17 protein-coding genes and 3 pseudogenes are annotated in these 17,796 nt (G+C 59.4%); 8 read left to right on the forward strand and 12 right to left on the reverse strand.

The annotated features are described in order from the left end of the window. Window positions 1–10: 10 nt before the first annotated feature. The 8 genes and pseudogenes from AC3WJR_RS18385 to AC3WJR_RS18420 form a co-directional block, all read right to left on the reverse strand. Complete coding sequence (locus tag AC3WJR_RS18385; RefSeq protein WP_492726851.1) at window positions 11–181, reverse strand: hypothetical protein; 171 nt, start codon at window positions 179–181, stop codon at window positions 11–13. Window positions 182–256: 75 nt separating this feature from the next. Beyond that, window positions 257–823: a DNA/RNA non-specific endonuclease gene (locus AC3WJR_RS18390; RefSeq protein ID WP_492726979.1), complete on the reverse strand. Its 567-nt coding sequence runs from the start codon at window positions 821–823 to the stop codon at window positions 257–259. Beyond that, window positions 742–1,062: pseudogene (locus AC3WJR_RS18395) on the reverse strand (transposase); the annotation flags it as partial. The gene AC3WJR_RS18390 and the pseudogene AC3WJR_RS18395, both read right to left, overlap by 82 nt. A gap of 601 nt (window positions 1,063–1,663) precedes the next feature. Continuing rightward, window positions 1,664–3,847 carry a sensor domain-containing phosphodiesterase gene (locus AC3WJR_RS18400; protein ID WP_492726853.1) on the reverse strand — a complete coding sequence of 728 codons (2,184 nt, stop codon included), beginning with the start codon at window positions 3,845–3,847 and terminating at the stop codon, window positions 1,664–1,666. 106 nt (window positions 3,848–3,953) lie between these two features. Beyond that, window positions 3,954–4,664 (reverse strand): hypothetical protein, encoded by a 711-nt coding sequence (locus AC3WJR_RS18405; protein WP_492726854.1) that lies wholly within the window; start codon window positions 4,662–4,664, stop codon window positions 3,954–3,956. A gap of 371 nt (window positions 4,665–5,035) precedes the next feature. After that, window positions 5,036–5,584, reverse strand: a complete 549-nt coding sequence (locus tag AC3WJR_RS18410) for a zinc-binding dehydrogenase (RefSeq protein ID WP_492726856.1) — start codon at window positions 5,582–5,584, stop codon at window positions 5,036–5,038. Then, window positions 5,568–6,200 carry an alcohol dehydrogenase catalytic domain-containing protein gene (locus tag AC3WJR_RS18415; protein ID WP_492726858.1) on the reverse strand — a complete coding sequence of 211 codons (633 nt, stop codon included), beginning with the start codon at window positions 6,198–6,200 and terminating at the stop codon, window positions 5,568–5,570. Before AC3WJR_RS18415 ends, AC3WJR_RS18410 begins: the two co-directional genes overlap by 17 nt. 11 nt (window positions 6,201–6,211) lie before the next feature. Further along, a complete protein-coding gene (locus AC3WJR_RS18420) occupies window positions 6,212–6,739 on the reverse strand; it encodes an SRPBCC family protein (RefSeq protein WP_492726860.1) in 528 nt (175 codons plus the stop codon). 135 nt (window positions 6,740–6,874) lie between these two features. Here AC3WJR_RS18420 and AC3WJR_RS18425 point away from each other — a divergent pair, with 135 nt between their 5' ends. From AC3WJR_RS18425 to AC3WJR_RS18455, 7 genes are all read left to right on the forward strand, one after another. Then, the gene (locus tag AC3WJR_RS18425) at window positions 6,875–9,139 is read left to right on the forward strand and encodes a PAS domain S-box protein (protein ID WP_492726862.1); all 2,265 of its coding nucleotides are present in this window, start codon (window positions 6,875–6,877) and stop codon (window positions 9,137–9,139) included. 161 nt (window positions 9,140–9,300) lie between these two features. Further along, the gene (locus tag AC3WJR_RS18430; protein ID WP_492726864.1) at window positions 9,301–9,957 is read left to right on the forward strand and encodes a sensor histidine kinase; all 657 of its coding nucleotides are present in this window, start codon (window positions 9,301–9,303) and stop codon (window positions 9,955–9,957) included. Between the two features lie 124 nt (window positions 9,958–10,081). Beyond that, on the forward strand, window positions 10,082–10,402 hold the full coding sequence (locus AC3WJR_RS18435) for a putative quinol monooxygenase (RefSeq protein ID WP_492726866.1): 321 nt from the start codon (window positions 10,082–10,084) through the stop codon (window positions 10,400–10,402). A gap of 75 nt (window positions 10,403–10,477) precedes the next feature. Then, on the forward strand, window positions 10,478–11,632 hold the full coding sequence (locus AC3WJR_RS18440) for a glutathione-independent formaldehyde dehydrogenase (RefSeq protein ID WP_492726868.1): 1,155 nt from the start codon (window positions 10,478–10,480) through the stop codon (window positions 11,630–11,632). 68 nt (window positions 11,633–11,700) lie between these two features. Next, window positions 11,701–12,024, forward strand: coding sequence for an FmdB family zinc ribbon protein (locus AC3WJR_RS18445; RefSeq protein WP_492726870.1), 324 nt, complete (start codon window positions 11,701–11,703; stop codon window positions 12,022–12,024). A 38-nt stretch (window positions 12,025–12,062) separates the two neighbouring features. Continuing rightward, window positions 12,063–12,638, forward strand: a complete 576-nt coding sequence (locus AC3WJR_RS18450) for a type 1 glutamine amidotransferase domain-containing protein (protein ID WP_492726871.1) — start codon at window positions 12,063–12,065, stop codon at window positions 12,636–12,638. Next, window positions 12,635–13,513 carry an aldo/keto reductase gene (locus AC3WJR_RS18455; protein ID WP_492726873.1) on the forward strand — a complete coding sequence of 293 codons (879 nt, stop codon included), beginning with the start codon at window positions 12,635–12,637 and terminating at the stop codon, window positions 13,511–13,513. Before AC3WJR_RS18450 ends, AC3WJR_RS18455 begins: the two co-directional genes overlap by 4 nt. A gap of 185 nt (window positions 13,514–13,698) precedes the next feature. Here the strand turns inward: AC3WJR_RS18455 and AC3WJR_RS18460 are convergent, their stop codons facing one another. From AC3WJR_RS18460 to AC3WJR_RS18470, 3 genes and pseudogenes are all read right to left on the reverse strand, one after another. Next, complete coding sequence (locus tag AC3WJR_RS18460) at window positions 13,699–14,271, reverse strand: PAS domain S-box protein (protein WP_492726875.1); 573 nt, start codon at window positions 14,269–14,271, stop codon at window positions 13,699–13,701. 682 nt (window positions 14,272–14,953) lie between these two features. Then, a pseudogene (locus tag AC3WJR_RS18465) lies at window positions 14,954–15,652 on the reverse strand (helix-hairpin-helix domain-containing protein); the annotation flags it as partial. An 86-nt stretch (window positions 15,653–15,738) separates the two neighbouring features. Continuing rightward, window positions 15,739–16,179, reverse strand: a complete 441-nt coding sequence (locus AC3WJR_RS18470) for an FMN-dependent NADH-azoreductase (protein WP_492726877.1) — start codon at window positions 16,177–16,179, stop codon at window positions 15,739–15,741. Between the two features lie 90 nt (window positions 16,180–16,269). Between AC3WJR_RS18470 and AC3WJR_RS18475 the strand changes: the two are divergent. Then, window positions 16,270–16,647, forward strand: a pseudogene (locus AC3WJR_RS18475) (winged helix-turn-helix transcriptional regulator). Window positions 16,648–17,048: 401 nt separating this feature from the next. Here AC3WJR_RS18475 and AC3WJR_RS18480 read toward each other — a convergent pair. Beyond that, window positions 17,049–17,792: a YoaK family protein gene (locus tag AC3WJR_RS18480; RefSeq protein WP_492726879.1), complete on the reverse strand. Its 744-nt coding sequence runs from the start codon at window positions 17,790–17,792 to the stop codon at window positions 17,049–17,051. Window positions 17,793–17,796: the final 4 nt, after the last annotated feature.

Consider the following 17,796-nt stretch of genomic DNA (forward strand, 5'->3'; position numbering starts at 1 on the left):
CCTTCGGACATCATGCCCGTGAACTCCGAATTTCCCTCCCCTTTCTGCGCCTGGGCATGCACGGAGGCCTTGGTCGCTCCGGCAGTCGCTCGTGGCGCCGCAGGGTGGTGATGGCATTGACGATACTGGTGATGAGCGCGGCGATACCCACCAGCATCGGGCCGTCGATCATATCGGTCATGTCTCCCGACTCCTATGTTGATCCGACGGCCCATGTTCCACTTTTGTTCTGTGTAGGACAGGTTTAATTTTAAGGTCAGAGCAGAATGTCCTGCGGCCCTGTAATCAGTCGGCGGACCGTCGTGCCGGTTGCGGCCTCTTCGTTCGAGAAGCCGTCGAACAGGGGCAGCTTCCCGAAGTCGAGAGCCGTCAGGCCTGCGATCGCAGCAACGGATCGCTGATAAGTCTTGAACGCACCGAATAGCAGCGTGTACTCATTCAGATTGACATCTTGATCAATAAGATGGGCGGAGGCCGACGGTCGGCCGTTATCATGGATGAAGGCGACGACCTTCCAATAGGCAAGCGGGATCGCGACACCGCGGTAGACCGGGTCGTCCGTTCTAAAGACCGGCCCCGTGAACACAGTCGCGCGTTCGCCAACCCTGCGCGTGTTGCTGAGGATAGGCGCGTGCCGTCCACCGCCACCAGCTCCCGCCCGAACAGGTCGAGCCGGCGACACAGCAGCACGAAAGAGCGGAACAGCGGCTTGAACGCCGCGACGTTGACGCGCCGGAAGTCCGCGATCGTGCGGAAGTCCGGCCGCAGCCCGCCCAGCAGCCACATGACCTCGAGGTTGCGCCCCGCCTCGGCCGCCAGGCACCGGCTCGACCGCACCCGGTTGAGGTAGCCATAGAGGTACAGCTTCAGCAGATCGGCCGGGTCATAGCCGGGTCGTCCCGTCGCCTTGGGTAGTGCCCGGCCAAAGCCGAGCTTCCCCAGATCCAACTCGTCCACGAACGCCGCAATCAACCGCGCCGGATTATCGGCCGTCACATAATCGTCGACGGACGCTGGCAGCAGCAGCATCTGATCGCGTGAATGCCCTTCAATGTACCCCATGCCGGATCATATCGATCCGGCCGCCACCCTGGAATCCCTTATGACGTTTTCGGACGGTCTGACCTGTTTATCGCACAGTGGCGTTTCAGACCGGGTTTTCCGCTCAACAACTTGCCGAACGGCCATTGTGGGAAGGATTAAGGCCCAACGCTTTCGCCTGCTCCGATGTTGTGAGCCGGCATTTGTTCATTTCTGACGGCGGGTGACGCGATGACACCACAAGCGAACGGCCAGAAGGCGCGGCGTTCTCAGAATCTATCCAATTTTGGGAACAGTCGAGAGGCAGCAGAACGGATCAAATCTGACCGCCTTTAGCCGCCGAAGCCGCCATTTTGCAAACGGCTATGGAATGCGTGTCGGCTGATCCACTTCGCGCAATACATGAGTAGCAGCGATTTGAAAGCGCACAAAGATTGCAGCAAATCAGCCGGGTGGGGAACTAGAGATTGAGGACATTCTTCTGGCGTTCGCCTCAGTCATCCTCCGGCTCATAGCCTATGGACCGCTCAAAAGGGGGCAGCTCAATAACTCATGGCGTACAGTCTGTGGCCTGGTGCGGGGCAGGGTCAAACCGGCTTGTCGATCGCGACTTGCTTAGCGATCAACGAGTCTCCCCAAACATATCGATAAAGTCGTATGTCGGCATCGGTTTCCCGAAGAAATAGCCTTGACCAGAAACGCAACCCGACGCTTTTAGATAGCTGACCTGTTCATCAGTCTCGATACCCTCGGCAATCACGTCGAGCCCAAGACTGCGACCGATCGTGATGACGCCGCGCACGATCGCCGCGCTGTGAGGGTTGCTGCACACATCACTAACAAAACTGCGATCAATCTTGAGGCGGGTAAGCGGAAAGTCTTTAAGAGCACTAAGTGACGCGAAGCCTGTACCGAAATCATCGAATGCGATGCCGACGCCGCGCGAGCGCAGGTTCCATAGCGGTGCCAGTTCTTTATCTTCATGGCGAAGTGCAATCGTCTCGGTTATTTCAAGTTCCAGGTCGCTTGGCATGAGGCCATGACGAGTAAGCGTCGCTTCGACCACCTCGACTAGCGTTCCACTACGGAGCTGTGCTGCAAACAGGTTGACGCTCATACGTAGTGCCGGAAGCCCATTGCTGCGCCATGCGGCAAGGGTTCGACAGCTTTCGTCAAGCACCCAGCAACCGATCTCATAGGCGAGTGGGTGCGTTTCGAGCACCGCCATAAACGCGGCAGGGCTTAGAAATCCACGCACTGGATGGTTCCAACGCAGGAGTGCTTCAGCACCGGTCAGCATTCCGTCGTGCAGCAACACCTGCGGCTGGAAGTGCAGTTCAAACTGTCGCTCGCTGAATGCGAAACGCAGCTCGTCCTGGAAGGCGCGCGTCGCGCCGAGCTGGTTTTCAAGGCCAGTGTCGAAGACATGATAGCGCCGGCCGCCTTCGCCCTTCGCTTTGAACAATGCGAGGTCAGCGCGAACGATCAACTCGTCGGCATCCTTGGCGTGTAGCGGTGCCACTGCGACGCCGACGCTTGCCGATAGGTTGAGTTCGTGACCTGATACGGAAAAGGGGCGGCGAATGGATTCGATGAGGGTATTTGCACGTACCGCGAGATTGGGGATGTCGGTGTCGGTGTCGGCGGGAAGCAGGATACCAAACTCGTCTCCACCAAGCCGCGCGAGGGTTTCAGCCGGATCGCTCGTCGCCGATAGGCGCAGTGCAAGCGCCTGCAGCAATGTGTCGCCGACAGCATGACCCAGGCTGTCGTTGACGTTCTTGAAACCGTCGAGATCCAGCACAAACACCGCAGCTGTGCCGTCACGTTCGAGCCGTTCCTTGATCTGCATGACGAAGCTATGGCGGTTAAGGAGGCCAGTGAGCCCGTCATGGTTAGCCATGTGGTGAAGCCTATCTTCACGCGCACGCCGCACGGATATGTCCTGGATCTGAGCGCCCATGCCGGTCCCGTGTGGGCCATGCCATACGGAGAGCGATAACTCTGCGGGAAACTCCGCCCCATCGCAGCGCAGCGCAGTGACTTCGACTGCGCGCCCCGTCATGTGCGATGGCGCGCCGGAAGCCACGCGCGCGAAACCTTCACGATGTGCGGCTCGAAGGCGTTCGGGAACAATTATGTCTATGTTGTACCCGATCGCCTCCGTCGGGGAGCGCCCGAACATGCGCGCTGCGCCTTCATTCCAGAAGGTAATGCGTCCCGCCGTATCGGTCGTAATCAGCGCCTGATGCGCTACGTGAGCGAAGGGAACCAGGATTTCCGAGATACGGTTGACGAAGCGTCGTTCGATACTGTCCATCGTCAGGGCTGCAATTTGCTCCAGCAAAGAAATGTCTTTGCTGGCGAAGCCATGCCGAGGCGTCTGGTCGAAGACGCACAGGGTGCCGATAACAAAGCCGTCAGGGGTCGTCAGCGGGGCACCAGCGTAAAAGCACATGCCCTTTTCGCGAACCATCGGATGATCACAAAACCGTGCGTCAGTGCGGGCGTCTGGCACAATTAGTGGTGTGCCAGCCTCGACTACTGCAAGGCAGAACGAATCGGCGCGCGGAAGGGAAGTTGCATTCAGACCAACCTGCGACTTAACCCAGATAGTGGCTTCACCAACAATGCTGAGGAGACAGATGGACGTCTTTAAAACATCGGTCACCAAATGTGTGATTTTGTCAAAATCGTCGTCGGGTGCCGCGCGGAAGACAGCATAGCGCTCCACCGAAGCTAAGCGGCGGAGTTCAAAGTTTGTGCAGTACTGCGACCCCCTGAACATAACAATACCCAAATCCAAAGAAGAAAAGCTAGAATAGTTTGCTTTAAGTTTGGTAAACTAAATTATCAACTATCGGTTTCTCCGGGTAGCATGGCAGCTAAATGCTCCCCGAGGGTTATCAGGTTTACGCATATCGGTCGATTTCGGACAATGCATAGCCCAATATGGGCGCGACGCGCCGGACGAGTGGCTCCCATTCCTGGCGCCGATCAACATAGGTCTCGTGGCCGTCCGGACGGACCGCGATACCAGCATTCTCAAGAATTTGCGCTGCCTTCAGGTAGCTGGCCTCGAGTAATACGGTCTCGATGACGGCATCGGTGCGATCATCAGCGGTTGGAAAATGAGCATCGAGAGTCTCGAGTAGCATTCGTGCGCCGCGACGGATTGCGGCGACAGCCGCACATGTCGCGAGGTTGCCATAGCGCCGCTGGTCGAGCGCGGCTTCGATCAGAGTGACCGTGTCGAGCAGGACAAAGCTGAAGCGCGAGACCGCGTAGCGTGGCTCCTCGAAGCGGAAGTAGAAAAGCAGGGGATAAAAATGGTGCGCTTCCTTGGTTGCAGCTAGCGATCCTACCAGATTCCCCAACGCGCTTTTTAGATCCGACGGATCGCCTCCGGGCATGAGGCTCGCAAGCATGAAGGCGGCATGGCCGGTGCCGTCGGTCATTAGGTCGATCGTCAGCGCCAGCGCGTTGCGCTCGCGCAGACCCGAATAGACCTGGACGAGGTAACTCAGCACGAGCGACAGCACGGACGCACCAATCAGCGAATTCACGAGAAAAAAATAGGCGCATGCCTGTGGTATGCGGCGAATAGTCGCCGCCACCGACAATCGACAGGCTGTTGCCCGCCACCAGCAGCGACGTGACCAAATCGGTCTGTGCTGCGCCGTTGGAAGGACGAATTGCGGTGCCGAGTTCGGGCTGGATGACCAGCGCCGCGCCCAGCGTGAGGCCGATAGACCAAAAACCGATCAGCGACACCACGATGAGCGGACCGGCAAGCGCAAGCACGGTGCTGCGACGTCCGCCCGCCAGGCTCGCCACGCCGCGGAGCAGCGTCCAGACCAGGCGGTTCCAGCGAGGCGCGAGAAGCCCGGCGCCCGCCCTCACATAGAGCACGGTCAGGAAGATATCGGTCAGGAACAGCAGGGTCAGCGCAACCCCGAACGTCTGTTCAAGCTTCATGGCCTAGTCCGCGGTTTCACGGTATAAACACGGCGCGGAGACAGCCATCTTCCTTATGCTTGAACATGCGATACCCCGTAGGGCTGTCCTCCAGCGAAAAGCGGTGAGTGGCAAGCGCTCTTGGCGTCAGTTCGCCGCGCAGTGCGTGCTCGAGAAGACGGGGAACGTAGGCCTGACCATGCTGCTGAGCCGTCCGCACGGTTACGCCCTTGTTCATCAGCACACCGAGCGGAAACTTGTCCATCACGCCATAGACGCCCAAGATCGAAAGCGTGCCGCCCTTGCGGACCGCAAGCATCGCCTGGCGGAGTGCGGCGCCGCGGTCCGTTTCCATATGCAGCGCCTGTTTGATGCGGTCGTAGGCGTGTTGTGTACCCGTGCTGTCCGCCTCCATTCCCACCGCATCTATGCAGGCATCGGGCCCCCGTCCGCCTGTTAGTTCCTTCAGCGCGTCCATTACATCGACCTTGGTGAAGTCCAGCGGGATTGCGCCGAAGGCTTCTGCCTGTGCCAATCGTTCGGGATACTGGTCAATCGCGATCACACGTTCAGCGCCGAGGATCATCGCACTCTGCTGGGCCATCAGGCCGACCCCCCCCGCAGCCCCAGACGGCGATCACGTCCCCGCGCTGGATATTGCAGAAATCTGCACCCATGAAGCCGGTCGGGGCGGCGTCGGAGATGAACAGCGCATCCTCGTCCGGGAGCCCGTCGGGCACGACGAAGCAATCGGTATCGGCGAACGGGACGCGGATATATTCGGCGTGTGATCCGGCATAACCGCCAAAGGCATGCGAATAGGCATAGATGCCGGCGGTAGGATAGCCGAGCAGCGGTTCCTGCAGTTCGGGCTTTGGATGGCTGGTGTCGCAGAGTGAGTAAAGGTCGTGTGCGCAGTACCAGCATTGCCCGCACGCGATGAACGATGGGACGACGACCCGATCTCCGCGCTTCACTGTCTTCACTTCCGGCCCCACGTCGACGATCTCGCCCATGAACTCGTGACCCAGCACATCGCCCTCGCGCATCGTCGGGATGAGTCCGTCGATGAGGTGTAGGTCGGATCCGCAGGTTGTCGTGAGCCGGACCTTGAGGATCACGTCTCTGGGATTGATGATTTCAGGATCGGCGACTGTCTCGACGCGAAGATCGTTAACGCCATTCCAGCAAAGTGCACGCATCGGTCCGACTCCTAGCGGTCAGCGCCGCCCTCGCGGGCGGCAGGCTGCGGATTGGTGGTGGGGATTTCTCCCGTCAGTGCGAGGGCGCGGAACTGATAGAGCGCCTTTTGCACGATCTCGCCGGGCACGATGTGAAAAAGCTTGCTGGCCGCTTTGCCGACAACTCCGCCAGGAGGATCGAACTGCACATCGAGATGAAGCTCGGTGCCACGACCGCCCGGCGCCGGGCGCAAGGTCAGCACGCTGGTGTTCGGTACATCGGCGCCGTCAACCGAGGCCCAGCGTATATCATCCGGACCAGTGTCAGTAATCTTCGTGCGCCAGCGATATTGACTGCCCGCGGGACCGCGGGCGATCCAGTCGACGGTACCATCACCGCGCATGGTTACGATGGCGAAATGCGCCCATATGCCCGTGCATGTTCGCGGATCTAGCCATAGCGCACGAAGTTCGTCGGCAGGGCGACTGATTGTAACCGCGGCGTGCGCGGAGGCATCAAGCGCCGATCCGGGCGGATCTTTCCGAATTGCGGTACTCATGCCGGTCTCCTCGGTTGGATACCACCGACTTAGGATTGGCCACGTTCTGCCTACATAAGTAAAAACCCTTAGGGACTTTTACTCGTTTACCATATGATGGAGTTCTGGAGGAAATCTGCTGGTGAGGAGCGGCCGATGTCAGAAGACCATTTCAACCAAGGGACCGGACAACAAACTTCTGCACAGGATCGTTTAAGGCGTGCTTTACGCGACGAGAGCTTGCTGCTTTCAACTGTTCTCCAGGATTTACCAATTGGGGTGGGGGTTTATGATTGCGAAGGCAATCTAACCCACTACAGCCAAACCCTGCGCGACTATGCGCGCATTGAGTCTTTACTATCGAGTCAGCCGACAGAGACGCGGCGGTGGCGGGGATACGATGTCGACGGGCAAATTATCGCGCCCAGTGACTATCCGGGTGCGCGCGCACTGCGGGGCGAAAGCGTGATCCCAGGCATCGACTTTCTTCACGATAGCGGCGATGGGCTGGAGCGTTGGCTGCGCGTCAGCGCGGTTCCCTTTTACCGAGAAAGTGCTGAAGGAAACGCGGCGATCGTCGTCGTTCAAGACATAGACGATCTTAAGCGCGCATCCGAGCAGATCGAAGCGGTCGCCGTGAGACTTGCTAGCCAGTCGCGATTTCTCGAAGCCACGTTGTCGTCTATTCCCGACTATGTCTACGCCTTCGATGCCGAGCGCCGCTTCGCGTATGCCAATCCCATGATGCTTGCCCTGTTCGGGCTCACGAAAGACGAAATGCTCGGGCGCAACTTCGAGGATTTGGACTACCCGCCCGAGTTGGCCAGCCACTTGACTGCTGACATGGACCGAGTCTTGAAAGAGGCCAAAATTGTCGAAGGCGAAGTCTTTTTCGAGAGCCCAACCGGCCATGCCGCCTATTTTTCCTATCTTTGGGGCCCTATCCGCGCTGAGGACGGTTCTGTCGAACTTGTGGTTGGCGTGTCGCGCGACACCAGCGAGCGGCGAAGACTCGAAGAAGCCTCCAAACGCAATGAAGCACGCCTGCGCGCTGCAACGGATCTGGTGGGCCTCGGCATTTATTCGTGGGACCCGATAACCGGCGCGTTCGATTGGGACGAAAGACTCCGCCGCATGTGGGGGCTCGCGCCCGACGACCCGGTCAATATCGCGGTGTACGAAGCGGGTATCCATCCGAATGATCTACCGCGGGTTCGGGACGCCATCGCCGCTTGCATCGATCCGGCAGGCGATGGCCGCTATGCGATTGAGTATCGCGTGATCGGACGTGATGACGGCGTCACCCGCCATATCGCCACGTCGGGTCGGACCGAGTTCAAACATAATCGAGCGGTCGGTTTTATTGGCGCTGCCATCGATGTTTCCGTGCAGCGCCGCATCGAAGCTGCCGTGCGGGCGAGCAACGCGCAGTTCCGAAGTTTCGCTGAGAACAGCAGTAATCTGCTTTGGATCGCCGAGACGGCGTCGGGCGTGATTGTTTATCGCAGCGCCGCCTTTGAGGGGATCTTCGGCGTGCCGCTCGAGCAGGCACCGGTCGATCTAGAGGCCTGGATGGAAGGCGTTCATCCTGACGATCGCGCTAGCGTGTTACGCGCTTTTGAAAGCGTGAAGAGCGGGGAGGTCACGCAATACGAATACCGAATCGTCCGCGTAAATGACGACAGCGTTCGCTGGCTGCGAGACACCAGTTTCCCCATTCGAGACGACAACGGGGTCGTCACACGCATCGGCGGAATTGCCGAGGATTTGACGAAGGAGGACAGTCGGCAGGTCTATATCGTCAGCATTGATGGTCCGGCCGCGCGTCGCCTCGCAGGTCTGGTTCGTGCGATCGGCTATCACGCCCGCATTTTTGACAGCGCGGCAGCTTTCCTCGACATGGCGCCCGTCTTGGCATCGGGATGCGTCCTGGTCGATCTTCGTAAAGAAAGAGAGGACGGTCTTTCGATCCCGCGTGAACTAAAAGCGCGCTCAATTGCCTTGCCAACGATCGCGTTGGACGATCGCGCAGCGGGGGCCGAAGCCGCTGTTATCGCCATGAAAGCCGGAGCCGTCGACTTCGTCCTGGCCAGTGAAGAGACCTTTTTGCAGGACAAGCTGGTCAACGTCTTAGCCGAGTGCCATGCCACCATTCGTCCCGCGACACGCAACGAGGAAGCGAATGCGCATATCGCCCGGCTAACGCCGCGAGAGCGTGAGGTGCTGGTTGGCCTCATCGACGATGGCACCAACAAAGTCATTGCCCAAGGGCTTGGCATTAGTCCGCGCACCGTTGAGCTACATCGCGCCCAAGTCATGATTAAATTGGGCGCCGGCAGCCTGACCGAGCTTGGCCAGATCGCTTTCGCAGCAGGGATAGGGCCTTCCGCTACGGCTGGAAAGCTACGGAAGCCTACCTAGGGCTTTCCCGGATGCCGTCACTGTCAACCAACGGGAAGGATGACCTCGCGGACCGAATGGCCACGCCAATGGCAGGATTCTAACCCAAGACATCCTGAAAGACGAGGCGATCTCGACGTCGGTTCGCTTTTGTAGAGCCCAATTACCACCGGGGTGTTCTGATGACTTACGGACCAGCGCCAAGCTCCACGAACGCCTACCGCTCTGCCTCAGCCGACGATCTATTGCTGCGGGAAACCTATCATCGATCCAGCAACGATCTGCAGCTCGTCGTCAGTTTGCTATCCCTGCAGAGCCGGCGCGCGACGAATATCGAAACGCGAGATGCGTTGGCTGACGCCATGGCTCGGGTTGCAGTGCTTGCGCATGCCCGGAGTGATCTGAATGAGCGGCGCCCCGCCAGCCTGCAGCGCGCACTCCAACAAGTATGTGAGGCGCTGTTGAGCCAGACTGAGCCTCGTTCGATCCTCATTTCGCTGCATGCGGAGTATGACGTGCAAGGACTTAGCCCTCAGCACGTTGCCGCCTTGGCGCTGGTCGTGAACGAGCTGGCGACGAACGCGATCAAGCATGCTTTCCATGAAGGCATGAGCGGTCACATCCGAATATCGGTGCGTCGCAACGGCGAGCGGGATGCCGCGATCCTGGTAGAGGACGACGGCCTTCCGTTTCCTGCGGCAGATAGCGCCCGAAAGGGCGGCATGGGCCTGTCATTGGTAAAGCGCTTGGTAGCTTCAGCCGACGGTGTCTTCATCCAGCATGATGACGGATCCAAGTGTTTTGAGATCAGAGTGCCCGTGCAGAACAGGTCTGCGTGATCGTGTCTTGAGCGTCTCGACCGCCAGCGACGTCCGTGGATCCACGTAATGTTCCTTAGGGAAGGTGCGAATGCCCACTGACTCGCGACGTCTGCAAGATGGCCTGACATTGGAGGAGGTTTGTATGCATCATACTGCATCTGACGCATCGCGTGACATCGCCATGCCGGGCGACGAGGTCGAAGCCTTTCTGCGTGGCGGCCTGGAAGCGGTCCTCAAAGAGCATGACACGACGACTTGGTATGCCGTGCGGTTTGACCGGGAAGACTTTGCGATCTTCGACACCTTCCCCAATGACGCAGGTCGCCACGCCCACCTAGCCGGCAAGGTCGGACGTGCCCTCGTTGCCCGTACACCCGAGCTGCTCGCCAGCCCGCCCGAGATCGGCGATGCCGACGTGTTGGCCTACAAGCTGCCCGGCCAAAGCGGGCAGGCGATCGAATGATGCACTGGTTGCGCAGTTAAGCCTGCCCCAACCTATCCCATCCAGTCATCTTATTCCATTCAACAGGAGGATGTCATGAAAGCAGTCGTCTATAACGGTCCCCGCGACGTGGCGGTGCAGGACGTTCCCGACGCGGTGGTCGAGAAGCCGACCGACGTGCTGGTCAGGATAACCAGCACCAACATCTGCGGCTCCGACCTGCACATGTACGAGGGGCGCACTGACTTTCAGCAGGGGGGTGTATTCGGACACGAGAACCTGGGTCAGGTGGCGGAAGTGGGAAGCGCGGTCGATCGCGTAAAGGTGGGCGACTGGGTCGCTGTCCCCTTCAACATTGGTTGCGGGTTCTGCCAGAACTGCGAACGCGGCCTGAGCGCCTTCTGTCTGACCACGGCGGACCGCAGCGTCTTTCCGAACATGGCAGGCGCCGCTTACGGCTTTGCTGGCATGGGGCCATATCGAGGTGGCCAAGCTGAACTCCTGCGGGTACCCTATGGCGACTATAACTGCCTCAAGCTGCCACCCGACGCGCAGGAGCGGCAGGACGACTATGTGATGCTGGCCGACATCTTTCCAACCGGCTGGCACTGCACCGAGCTTGCGGGCCTGCGTCCCGGTGAAACGATCGTCATCTACGGCGCGGGGCCGGTTGGCCTAATGGCGGCGCATTCGGCAATGATAAAGGGCGCAGCCATGGTGATGGTGGTCGATCGCCATCCCGACCGGCTGCGCCTTGCCGAATCGATCGGTGCCATCGCTATCGACGATTCCAAAGGGTCTCCGGTGGACAAGGTACTCGAACTGACGAACGGCGAAGGTGCCGACCGGGGTTGCGAATGCGTCGGCTACCAAGCGCATGATCCGCAAGGGCAAGAGCATCCCAACATGACGATGAATGATCTGGTGAAATCGGTGAAGTTCACTGGCGGCATCGGGGTCGTCGGTGTCTTCGTGCCGCAGGACCCGGCACCGCAGGATCCGCTCTATGCACAGGGTGAGATCGTGTTCGATTACGGCTTGTGCTGGTTCAAGGGTCAGACAATCGGAACGGGTCAGTGCAACGTGAAGGCCTACAACCGACAGCTTCGTGACCTAATCTTCGCCGGGCGCGCCAAGCCCTCCTTCATTGTATCGCACGCGCTCTCGCTGGACGAGGCTCCAGCCGCATACAAGCATTTCGACGCAAGGGACGAGGGCTGGACAAAGGTGGTGCTGAAGAACGCCGCCTGACGGCAAGGCGGAGCGGCTCTACTCGCTCCGCCGCCCCTTCCCGCTCGTCCCGAACATCGAGGAACGCCATGCCCATCTACGACTATCGCTGCCCCGTCTGCGGGCCGTTCACGGCGATCCGGCCGATGGCGCAATATCGCGAGCCGTGCGCATGCCCCGTCTGCGATGCTCGGGCGGCTCGAACCTTGCTAGGCACACCGGCACTGGCAAGCGCGAACCGGGCCAGCGGCTTTGCCGCAGGCGAACGCGAGGAGAGCGGTCAACGCGCGCGCCAGACGGCTCATCCCGCCGGGTGCGGATGTTGCGTGCGCCGGGCGCCTATTCCGGGGGCGCTGGTCTCCAAAGGCCGCGTCTTCGCCTCCAACGGGCCTCTACCCCGAAGCGGTCGGTGAGTGCGGCCACAACCCGATTCAGTTGAACGGAGGACGACATGGCTGATCAAATTCTTACTGGGCTCAAGGTGGCGATCCTGGTGACCGACGGCTTCGAGCAGGTCGAGATGACCGAACCGCGCAAGGCGCTCGACGAGGCGGGCGCCGACACGCGGCTTGTGTCGCCCAAGGACAGCCAGGTGAAGGCCTGGAACTTCACGGATTGGGGTGAGACATTTTCTGTAGATCTTCCACTCGAGGGGGCTCAACCGGACGCATTCGGCGCGCTTTTGCTGCCGGGTGGTGTCATTAACCCCGACGCGCTTCGGACGCTTCCAGAGGCGGTCGCTTTCGTCAAAGCCTTCTTCGACGCCGGCAAGCCGGTCGCGTCAATCTGTCACGGGCCATGGACGATCATCGAGGCGGGCGCGACGCGCGGACGGCGTCTGACATCCTGGCCCTCGCTCAAGACCGATCTTCAGAATGCGGGTGCGGATTGGGTCGATAGGGAAGTCGTCGTCGATCAGGGCCTGGTTACGAGCCGCAAGCCAGACGACATCCCTGCCTTCAATCGTGAGGTGACTGCTCTTTTCGCCAATGCGCGCGAAAAGTCGCGTCAGGCGGCCGACGAATGAGCGTCGCGGCACACCCCCGGAGCGGCGCGCCTGGCATCGACCGCAAGCCGTTCGGTCACTTCGCACGCGAGCTTCCGGTGATTGGCCAGGGCACTTGGTATATCGACGACGCGCACCGGCCCACCGCCATCGCCGCTCTCCGCCGCGGCCTTGATCTCGGTATGACGCATATCGACACGGCTGAGATGTACGGCGACGCCGAGGCGGTGGTCGGCGAGGCCATCGAAGGCCGGCGTGACGAGGTTTTTCTCGTGTCCAAGGTCGTGCCGAGCAATGCCTCCCGCGCCGGGGTTTTGGCAGCCTGTGAGCGATCACTGACGCGCATGCGTACTGATAGGCTGGACTGTTACCTTCTGCATTGGCGTGGTTCGCATCCACTTCAGGAGACGTTCGCCGCTTTTGAGCGGCTTCGCGAACAGGGCAAGATCTTGTCCTGGGGCGTGAGCAACTTCGACGTACGCGACCTCGAGGCAGCGTGGAACGCGGGTGGCGAGGGCCGGGTCGCGTGCAATCAAGTTCTTTATAATCTTGAAGAGCGTGCGATCGAGCATGCTGTGCTGCCATGGTGCGAGAGGCACGGCATTGCGACCGTCGCCTACAGTCCGTTTGGCCATGGCAGCTTCCCCGATGCGCGGTCCCCGGCGGGCCAGGTGCTGGCGGCGATCGCGGCCGATCACGGAGCTACGCCACGCCAAGTGGCGCTCCGCTTCCTCGTGCGACACCCTTCTTTATTTACAATCCCCAAGGCCTCGAGCCCGGACCACGCGGCCGAGAATGCCGGCGCCGTCCGGCTGAAGCTGACAGAAACCGAACTGAACCGGATAGATGCGGCCTTTCCGCCCGGACCACCGCCACGACGACTTCCTATGCTTTGATACGGCTGTCGCTTCGACCTGTTCAGTTATGCAGTTATAGCCAGCGGAGTAGTAGAGAACACAATGGATCACAACGTAACTCAGAGTCAGGTCGCTCTCGACCATCTGGCAGCAGCTCTTGTCATCCTCGACAAGGCAGAATAACATTCGGCAGCTGCGCAGATCGATCACGTCATCAACGAACTTCAGTCGAGGACATGTTCTGAGGCCGGCCCGTTGTAGATCGCTTCCAGCATGACCTCCATCTTTTCCAGACCGCTGCGGGTCAGCTCAATGTTTGGGTGCGCATTGCGATCTGTCGCCACAATATCGCGCTGTTGTAAGTGCTTGATCCACCGTGACGTCGTCAAAATTGGTATATCGTTTGTTTGGGCGATCTCATTGAGATCAAGAGTGCGGCCTTCCGCTTCGGCAAAGTAGGTGGACAGCAATATGGCCCCAATCGGATCTGGGCTTAGATCTCCGCCGAACAGCCTTTTTCGAACATCGTTCGCATGGCGCAGGCCAAGCGCCACCTCCCAAAGACGGGCTGGTGGCAAGCGGCGGTTACCTTCCTTCCAAAACAGAGTGGCAACCAGCCGGTTGTGATCCCGAAAGCAGGTGACGAGCATGTTCGCGGCCACGCTGCTTCCATCTGGTCGCAGATACCGTTCTTGCAGACGGATTGGGGCCGCACCGTTTTGCAGGCTCGTCAAAGCTTGAGCACTACGCTGGCGGTCGCGCAAGTCGGTTAGTTCAAGGTGTGATTGACCAATCACATCAAGCTCTCTCCTACAAACAAGGTATAAAAACCTTAGCCGACCGCCAGAATCACTTCCTGAACTGTACATACACAGTGAGCTGACGGCACTGTAGTTCTCCCAATTATGGTATTTTGTAGTGTATGGTAGGATTCTGCTTTAATAACAACCATACTTGTTGGGAGCCGAACCGGCGCTCTGAACCGCCCAGTATGAGGCTGTTTGGCAAGATCCCAGGAGGTGATCATAACCCCGGTTCAAAATACCTGCTTTCAAGAGTGGCCGACTTTTCTCGCTGTGATCGACTTTGGGAGAAAGCGGCCCGGCGAGTTTAAGAGCCGAGCCCTGTCGAGAAACACATGATTTTCGATGGCACCCCTGAAGTGCTGGACGCAGCCAATAATCGAGGGCCAGGGTGCGCGACAAACCCTGTCGCTTTGTCTCACTAGTCGGAAACCCGATTTTGGAGGTTTTCCGTCATTGCCTATCGTTAGCGAAGAACTGGAGCCGTTCTGTGTACCGCCCGCCCCTCGTGCTTCGCCTGGTTCATAGCGCTGGTCATGGCGGCGTGACTTCCTCGTAGCAGCCGGCCCGACGAAGCTGGCGAATGATCCCGTTAAATGCGGCTGTGACGCCTTGGGCACGACCAATCTCATTGTCCTGTGCTGCCGCGTCCCAGAACAAGGTAAGCGGCCATTTCTCGGGGCAACTCGTCGCGCACGAACGTCAGCGGATGCGCGCGAAGCGAGAGCTGCAGCGCCCGGTAATCCTCGATCACCTCTCGGCCATCAGTCAGCGGCCGCAGTGCGACGTCTGGCTCAAGACCTTCCGCGCTGAAGGTCTCGGCGGATCGATCGGCTGCCGCGAAAAGCGGCAGCGGAGCCTCGCCGAGCCCCCTCACCTTCCAAAGGCCTTGCCGACGATCGACGCTGAAGCCGTGGAAGGCATCGCCGTCAGCCAGCTTTTCGATCGCCGCGCGCTGCACGCCAGACCGTCGCCAGACGTCCTCGACACTTTCGAAGGGTGTGATCGTACGCGCGCCAACGATCTTCGCGCCATCAGCGTTCGACAGCCCGCGGATTTGGCGAAGACCGAGCCGCACGGCAAGGTAGCGCCCGCCTGTCTTTTCCAGCGTGCAGTCCCAGCGGCTCGCACTGACACATGGCGGCCGGACCTCGACGCCGTGGTCGCGTGCATCGCGCACAATTTGCGCCGGCGCGTAGAAACCCATCGGCTGCGCGTTCATCAGCGCGGCGCAGAACACGTCGGGATGATGATGCCTCATCCACGATGACGCGTAGGAAATCTTGGCGAAGGAAGCGGCGTGGCTCTCCGGGAATCCGTAGCTGCCGAAGCCCTCAAGCTGACGGAACGTGCGCTCGGCGAACTCGCGCGGGTAGGCGATGCCCTCTGCACGAACTATTTCAATTTTCTCTATGCCGAGGAAGCCAAAGATCGCCTCAAGATAAGTTGAGAGGTGGTCATTCACGGCGAACGGCCCCTGTGAATATATTCCACCCGACGATAGGCCTTGCCGCTCAGCAAGCCACGTGGGCCCTCGGCCGTGTAGCTGAAGGTTTGGCCGGCGATTGCAACGTGGTCGATCCACGCCTTCAAAGTCGAAGGCACGGTGAAATTGTACATGGGTGAGCCGATCACCACCACGTCAGCCGCCTTGAGCTCATCGACCAATGCCTTTGAGCGATTCAATGTCTCGGCCAGTTCAGGGACGTCGCTGTTATCGGGTGCCCAGGCATGCCGGATCGTCATGTCGACGTGGGGAAGCTGATTTGCGACCAGATCGCGGTACACGATCGTCGCGCCAGGACTGGTTGCTTTAAGTCGTTCGACCAGCTGGCTGGAAAGGCGGCGTGTATGGGAGGTCGCGGCATCGCTCGCGCTGGCATCGATGTGCAGGATATTCACACGATCAGCTCCGGTCTAAGAATGTGACCTGCACCAGCTATGTGACCGCACACCCCTTGCCAAGGAGGCATTTTTGCAGGACCTAGTCATATGGAACTGACCGCTCCCGAGCCAATCCACAGCGAATGTCGTCGTTTCAGCGGCGTCCTTAGCCCGATTGGCGACAAATGGGCGGTGATGATCGTACTGACGCTCATCGAGCGGCCACGACGCTTTAACGACATCAAACGGACGATTGGTGGCATCAGCCAACAGATGCTCGCCAGGACGCTGCGCGCTCTCTAACGCGATGGCATGGTCACGCGTACAGTCCATCCCACTGTACCACCTCAGGTAGAGTACGCCCTCACTGTTCTTGGCCGCTCATTGGCCGGTCCCATCCGAGGGCTTGGAGATTGGGCTAACGCTCATATCGGCGAGATCGAAGCAAGCCGGTCGACCTTCGACAAGTCGAGAAGCGTTTCGTAGCTAACGCTGCCAAGCCGATCAGCCATGGTGGTACGATCGGTGTTAAGCGAGCCATCGCTGGCGTCGGCCTAGACCCACATTCTGCCATTCGTCGCCAGGCAGGCACTGCCCGAAAGTAGTCGTTCGTTCATGTGACGCCTCGTGACCGGCTAGCCACTGAAGGTCAGCACCAATCATCCAGATAGGCTGCGAGTTCCTCGGCCGTCCCATTCGGAAAGGATTGCCGCAGGAACTTCAAGAATGCCGACACTCTGGCGTTCAGCAAGCGACGCGAGAATTAGAGCGCCCATAGGGCGATGCGTGAGCTCTGAACATCGCCCGACACGATCAGCCGCCCTCTGTGACGTCCCGGCTGACCAGCGACAGGGTAACCGAGGTCTGTTGTCATCAGACATTAAGAGTCAGCTATGGCCCGTCGCTCGTCGTGAGATCTTCAGCTGAAGGAACAGTAGGGCAACGATGGGGAATACAACTGCGGAATTGCCCAAGCGGGGCGTAGAAAAACCTCCAACAATCGCACCGCTTAAAAAACACAGGCAGATTAGGGCAAACGTTTTGGCTTGTTGCAACGCTTTGTCATCACGTTTGGGGACGAAACCTCTGAACAGCGTCTCGGCAAAGCGCCGTAAATTGCCGGTGGTCATCGTCGAATTGTACCCGCCGCCCTTCACTCGCGTAAAGTTCGTGCTTTGGACAGCCGCTACAAAAGCGATCCCGAGGATAATAGCCTCGTGGGAAAGTTCATGCGGAAGTAGTGCGACAAGGCTAAGAAAGCTTATCTCTAACCATAGGCTTATCTGCTCAGCGCGGCCCACCGGGCCACTTTGTAAGGTCAGGCGAATGAATTGGGCTACGGCTACTCCCATCATAAATGCCAAAATTGGGACGAGATGCCACCATATACCGCCCCGGTCCCCCGTGCCAGCCGCAAGCCCCAAAAGTACAACGTTGCCTGTCATCGAATTGGCAAAGACATGCCCGTGCCCAACAAAAGTGAAGGCGTCGAGGAAGCCACCTGTCGCCGTCAGTAGGCCGGCAACCGAAAGCTGCTCTGTATGCGGTACACGGATGGGTTGAAACTCTTGAGCCAGATTTTGCGCCTTTCGGATATTAACGCGGTATACCCTGGCGCTGCCAAGGGACAAGGAG

The sequence above is a fragment of the Sphingomonas sp. FW306-05-A genome (genome assembly GCF_058782275.1).

Coding starts and splice junctions, on each gene's coding strand:
- AC3WJR_RS18435 (WP_492726866.1), top strand. CDS start 10,082: ATGCATCATACTGCATCTGACGCATCGCGTGACATCGCCATGCCGGGC.
- AC3WJR_RS18385 (WP_492726851.1), bottom strand. CDS start 181: ATGACCGATATGATCGACGGCCCGATGCTGGTGGGTATCGCCGCGCTC.
- AC3WJR_RS18445 (WP_492726870.1), top strand. CDS start 11,701: ATGCCCATCTACGACTATCGCTGCCCCGTCTGCGGGCCGTTCACGGCG.
- AC3WJR_RS18410 (WP_492726856.1), bottom strand. CDS start 5,584: ATGATCCTCGGCGCTGAACGTGTGATCGCGATTGACCAGTATCCCGAA.
- AC3WJR_RS18425 (WP_492726862.1), top strand. CDS start 6,875: ATGTCAGAAGACCATTTCAACCAAGGGACCGGACAACAAACTTCTGCA.
- AC3WJR_RS18420 (WP_492726860.1), bottom strand. CDS start 6,739: ATGAGTACCGCAATTCGGAAAGATCCGCCCGGATCGGCGCTTGATGCC.
- AC3WJR_RS18440 (WP_492726868.1), top strand. CDS start 10,478: ATGAAAGCAGTCGTCTATAACGGTCCCCGCGACGTGGCGGTGCAGGAC.
- AC3WJR_RS18450 (WP_492726871.1), top strand. CDS start 12,063: ATGGCTGATCAAATTCTTACTGGGCTCAAGGTGGCGATCCTGGTGACC.
- AC3WJR_RS18430 (WP_492726864.1), top strand. CDS start 9,301: ATGACTTACGGACCAGCGCCAAGCTCCACGAACGCCTACCGCTCTGCC.
- AC3WJR_RS18415 (WP_492726858.1), bottom strand. CDS start 6,200: ATGCGTGCACTTTGCTGGAATGGCGTTAACGATCTTCGCGTCGAGACA.
- AC3WJR_RS18455 (WP_492726873.1), top strand. CDS start 12,635: ATGAGCGTCGCGGCACACCCCCGGAGCGGCGCGCCTGGCATCGACCGC.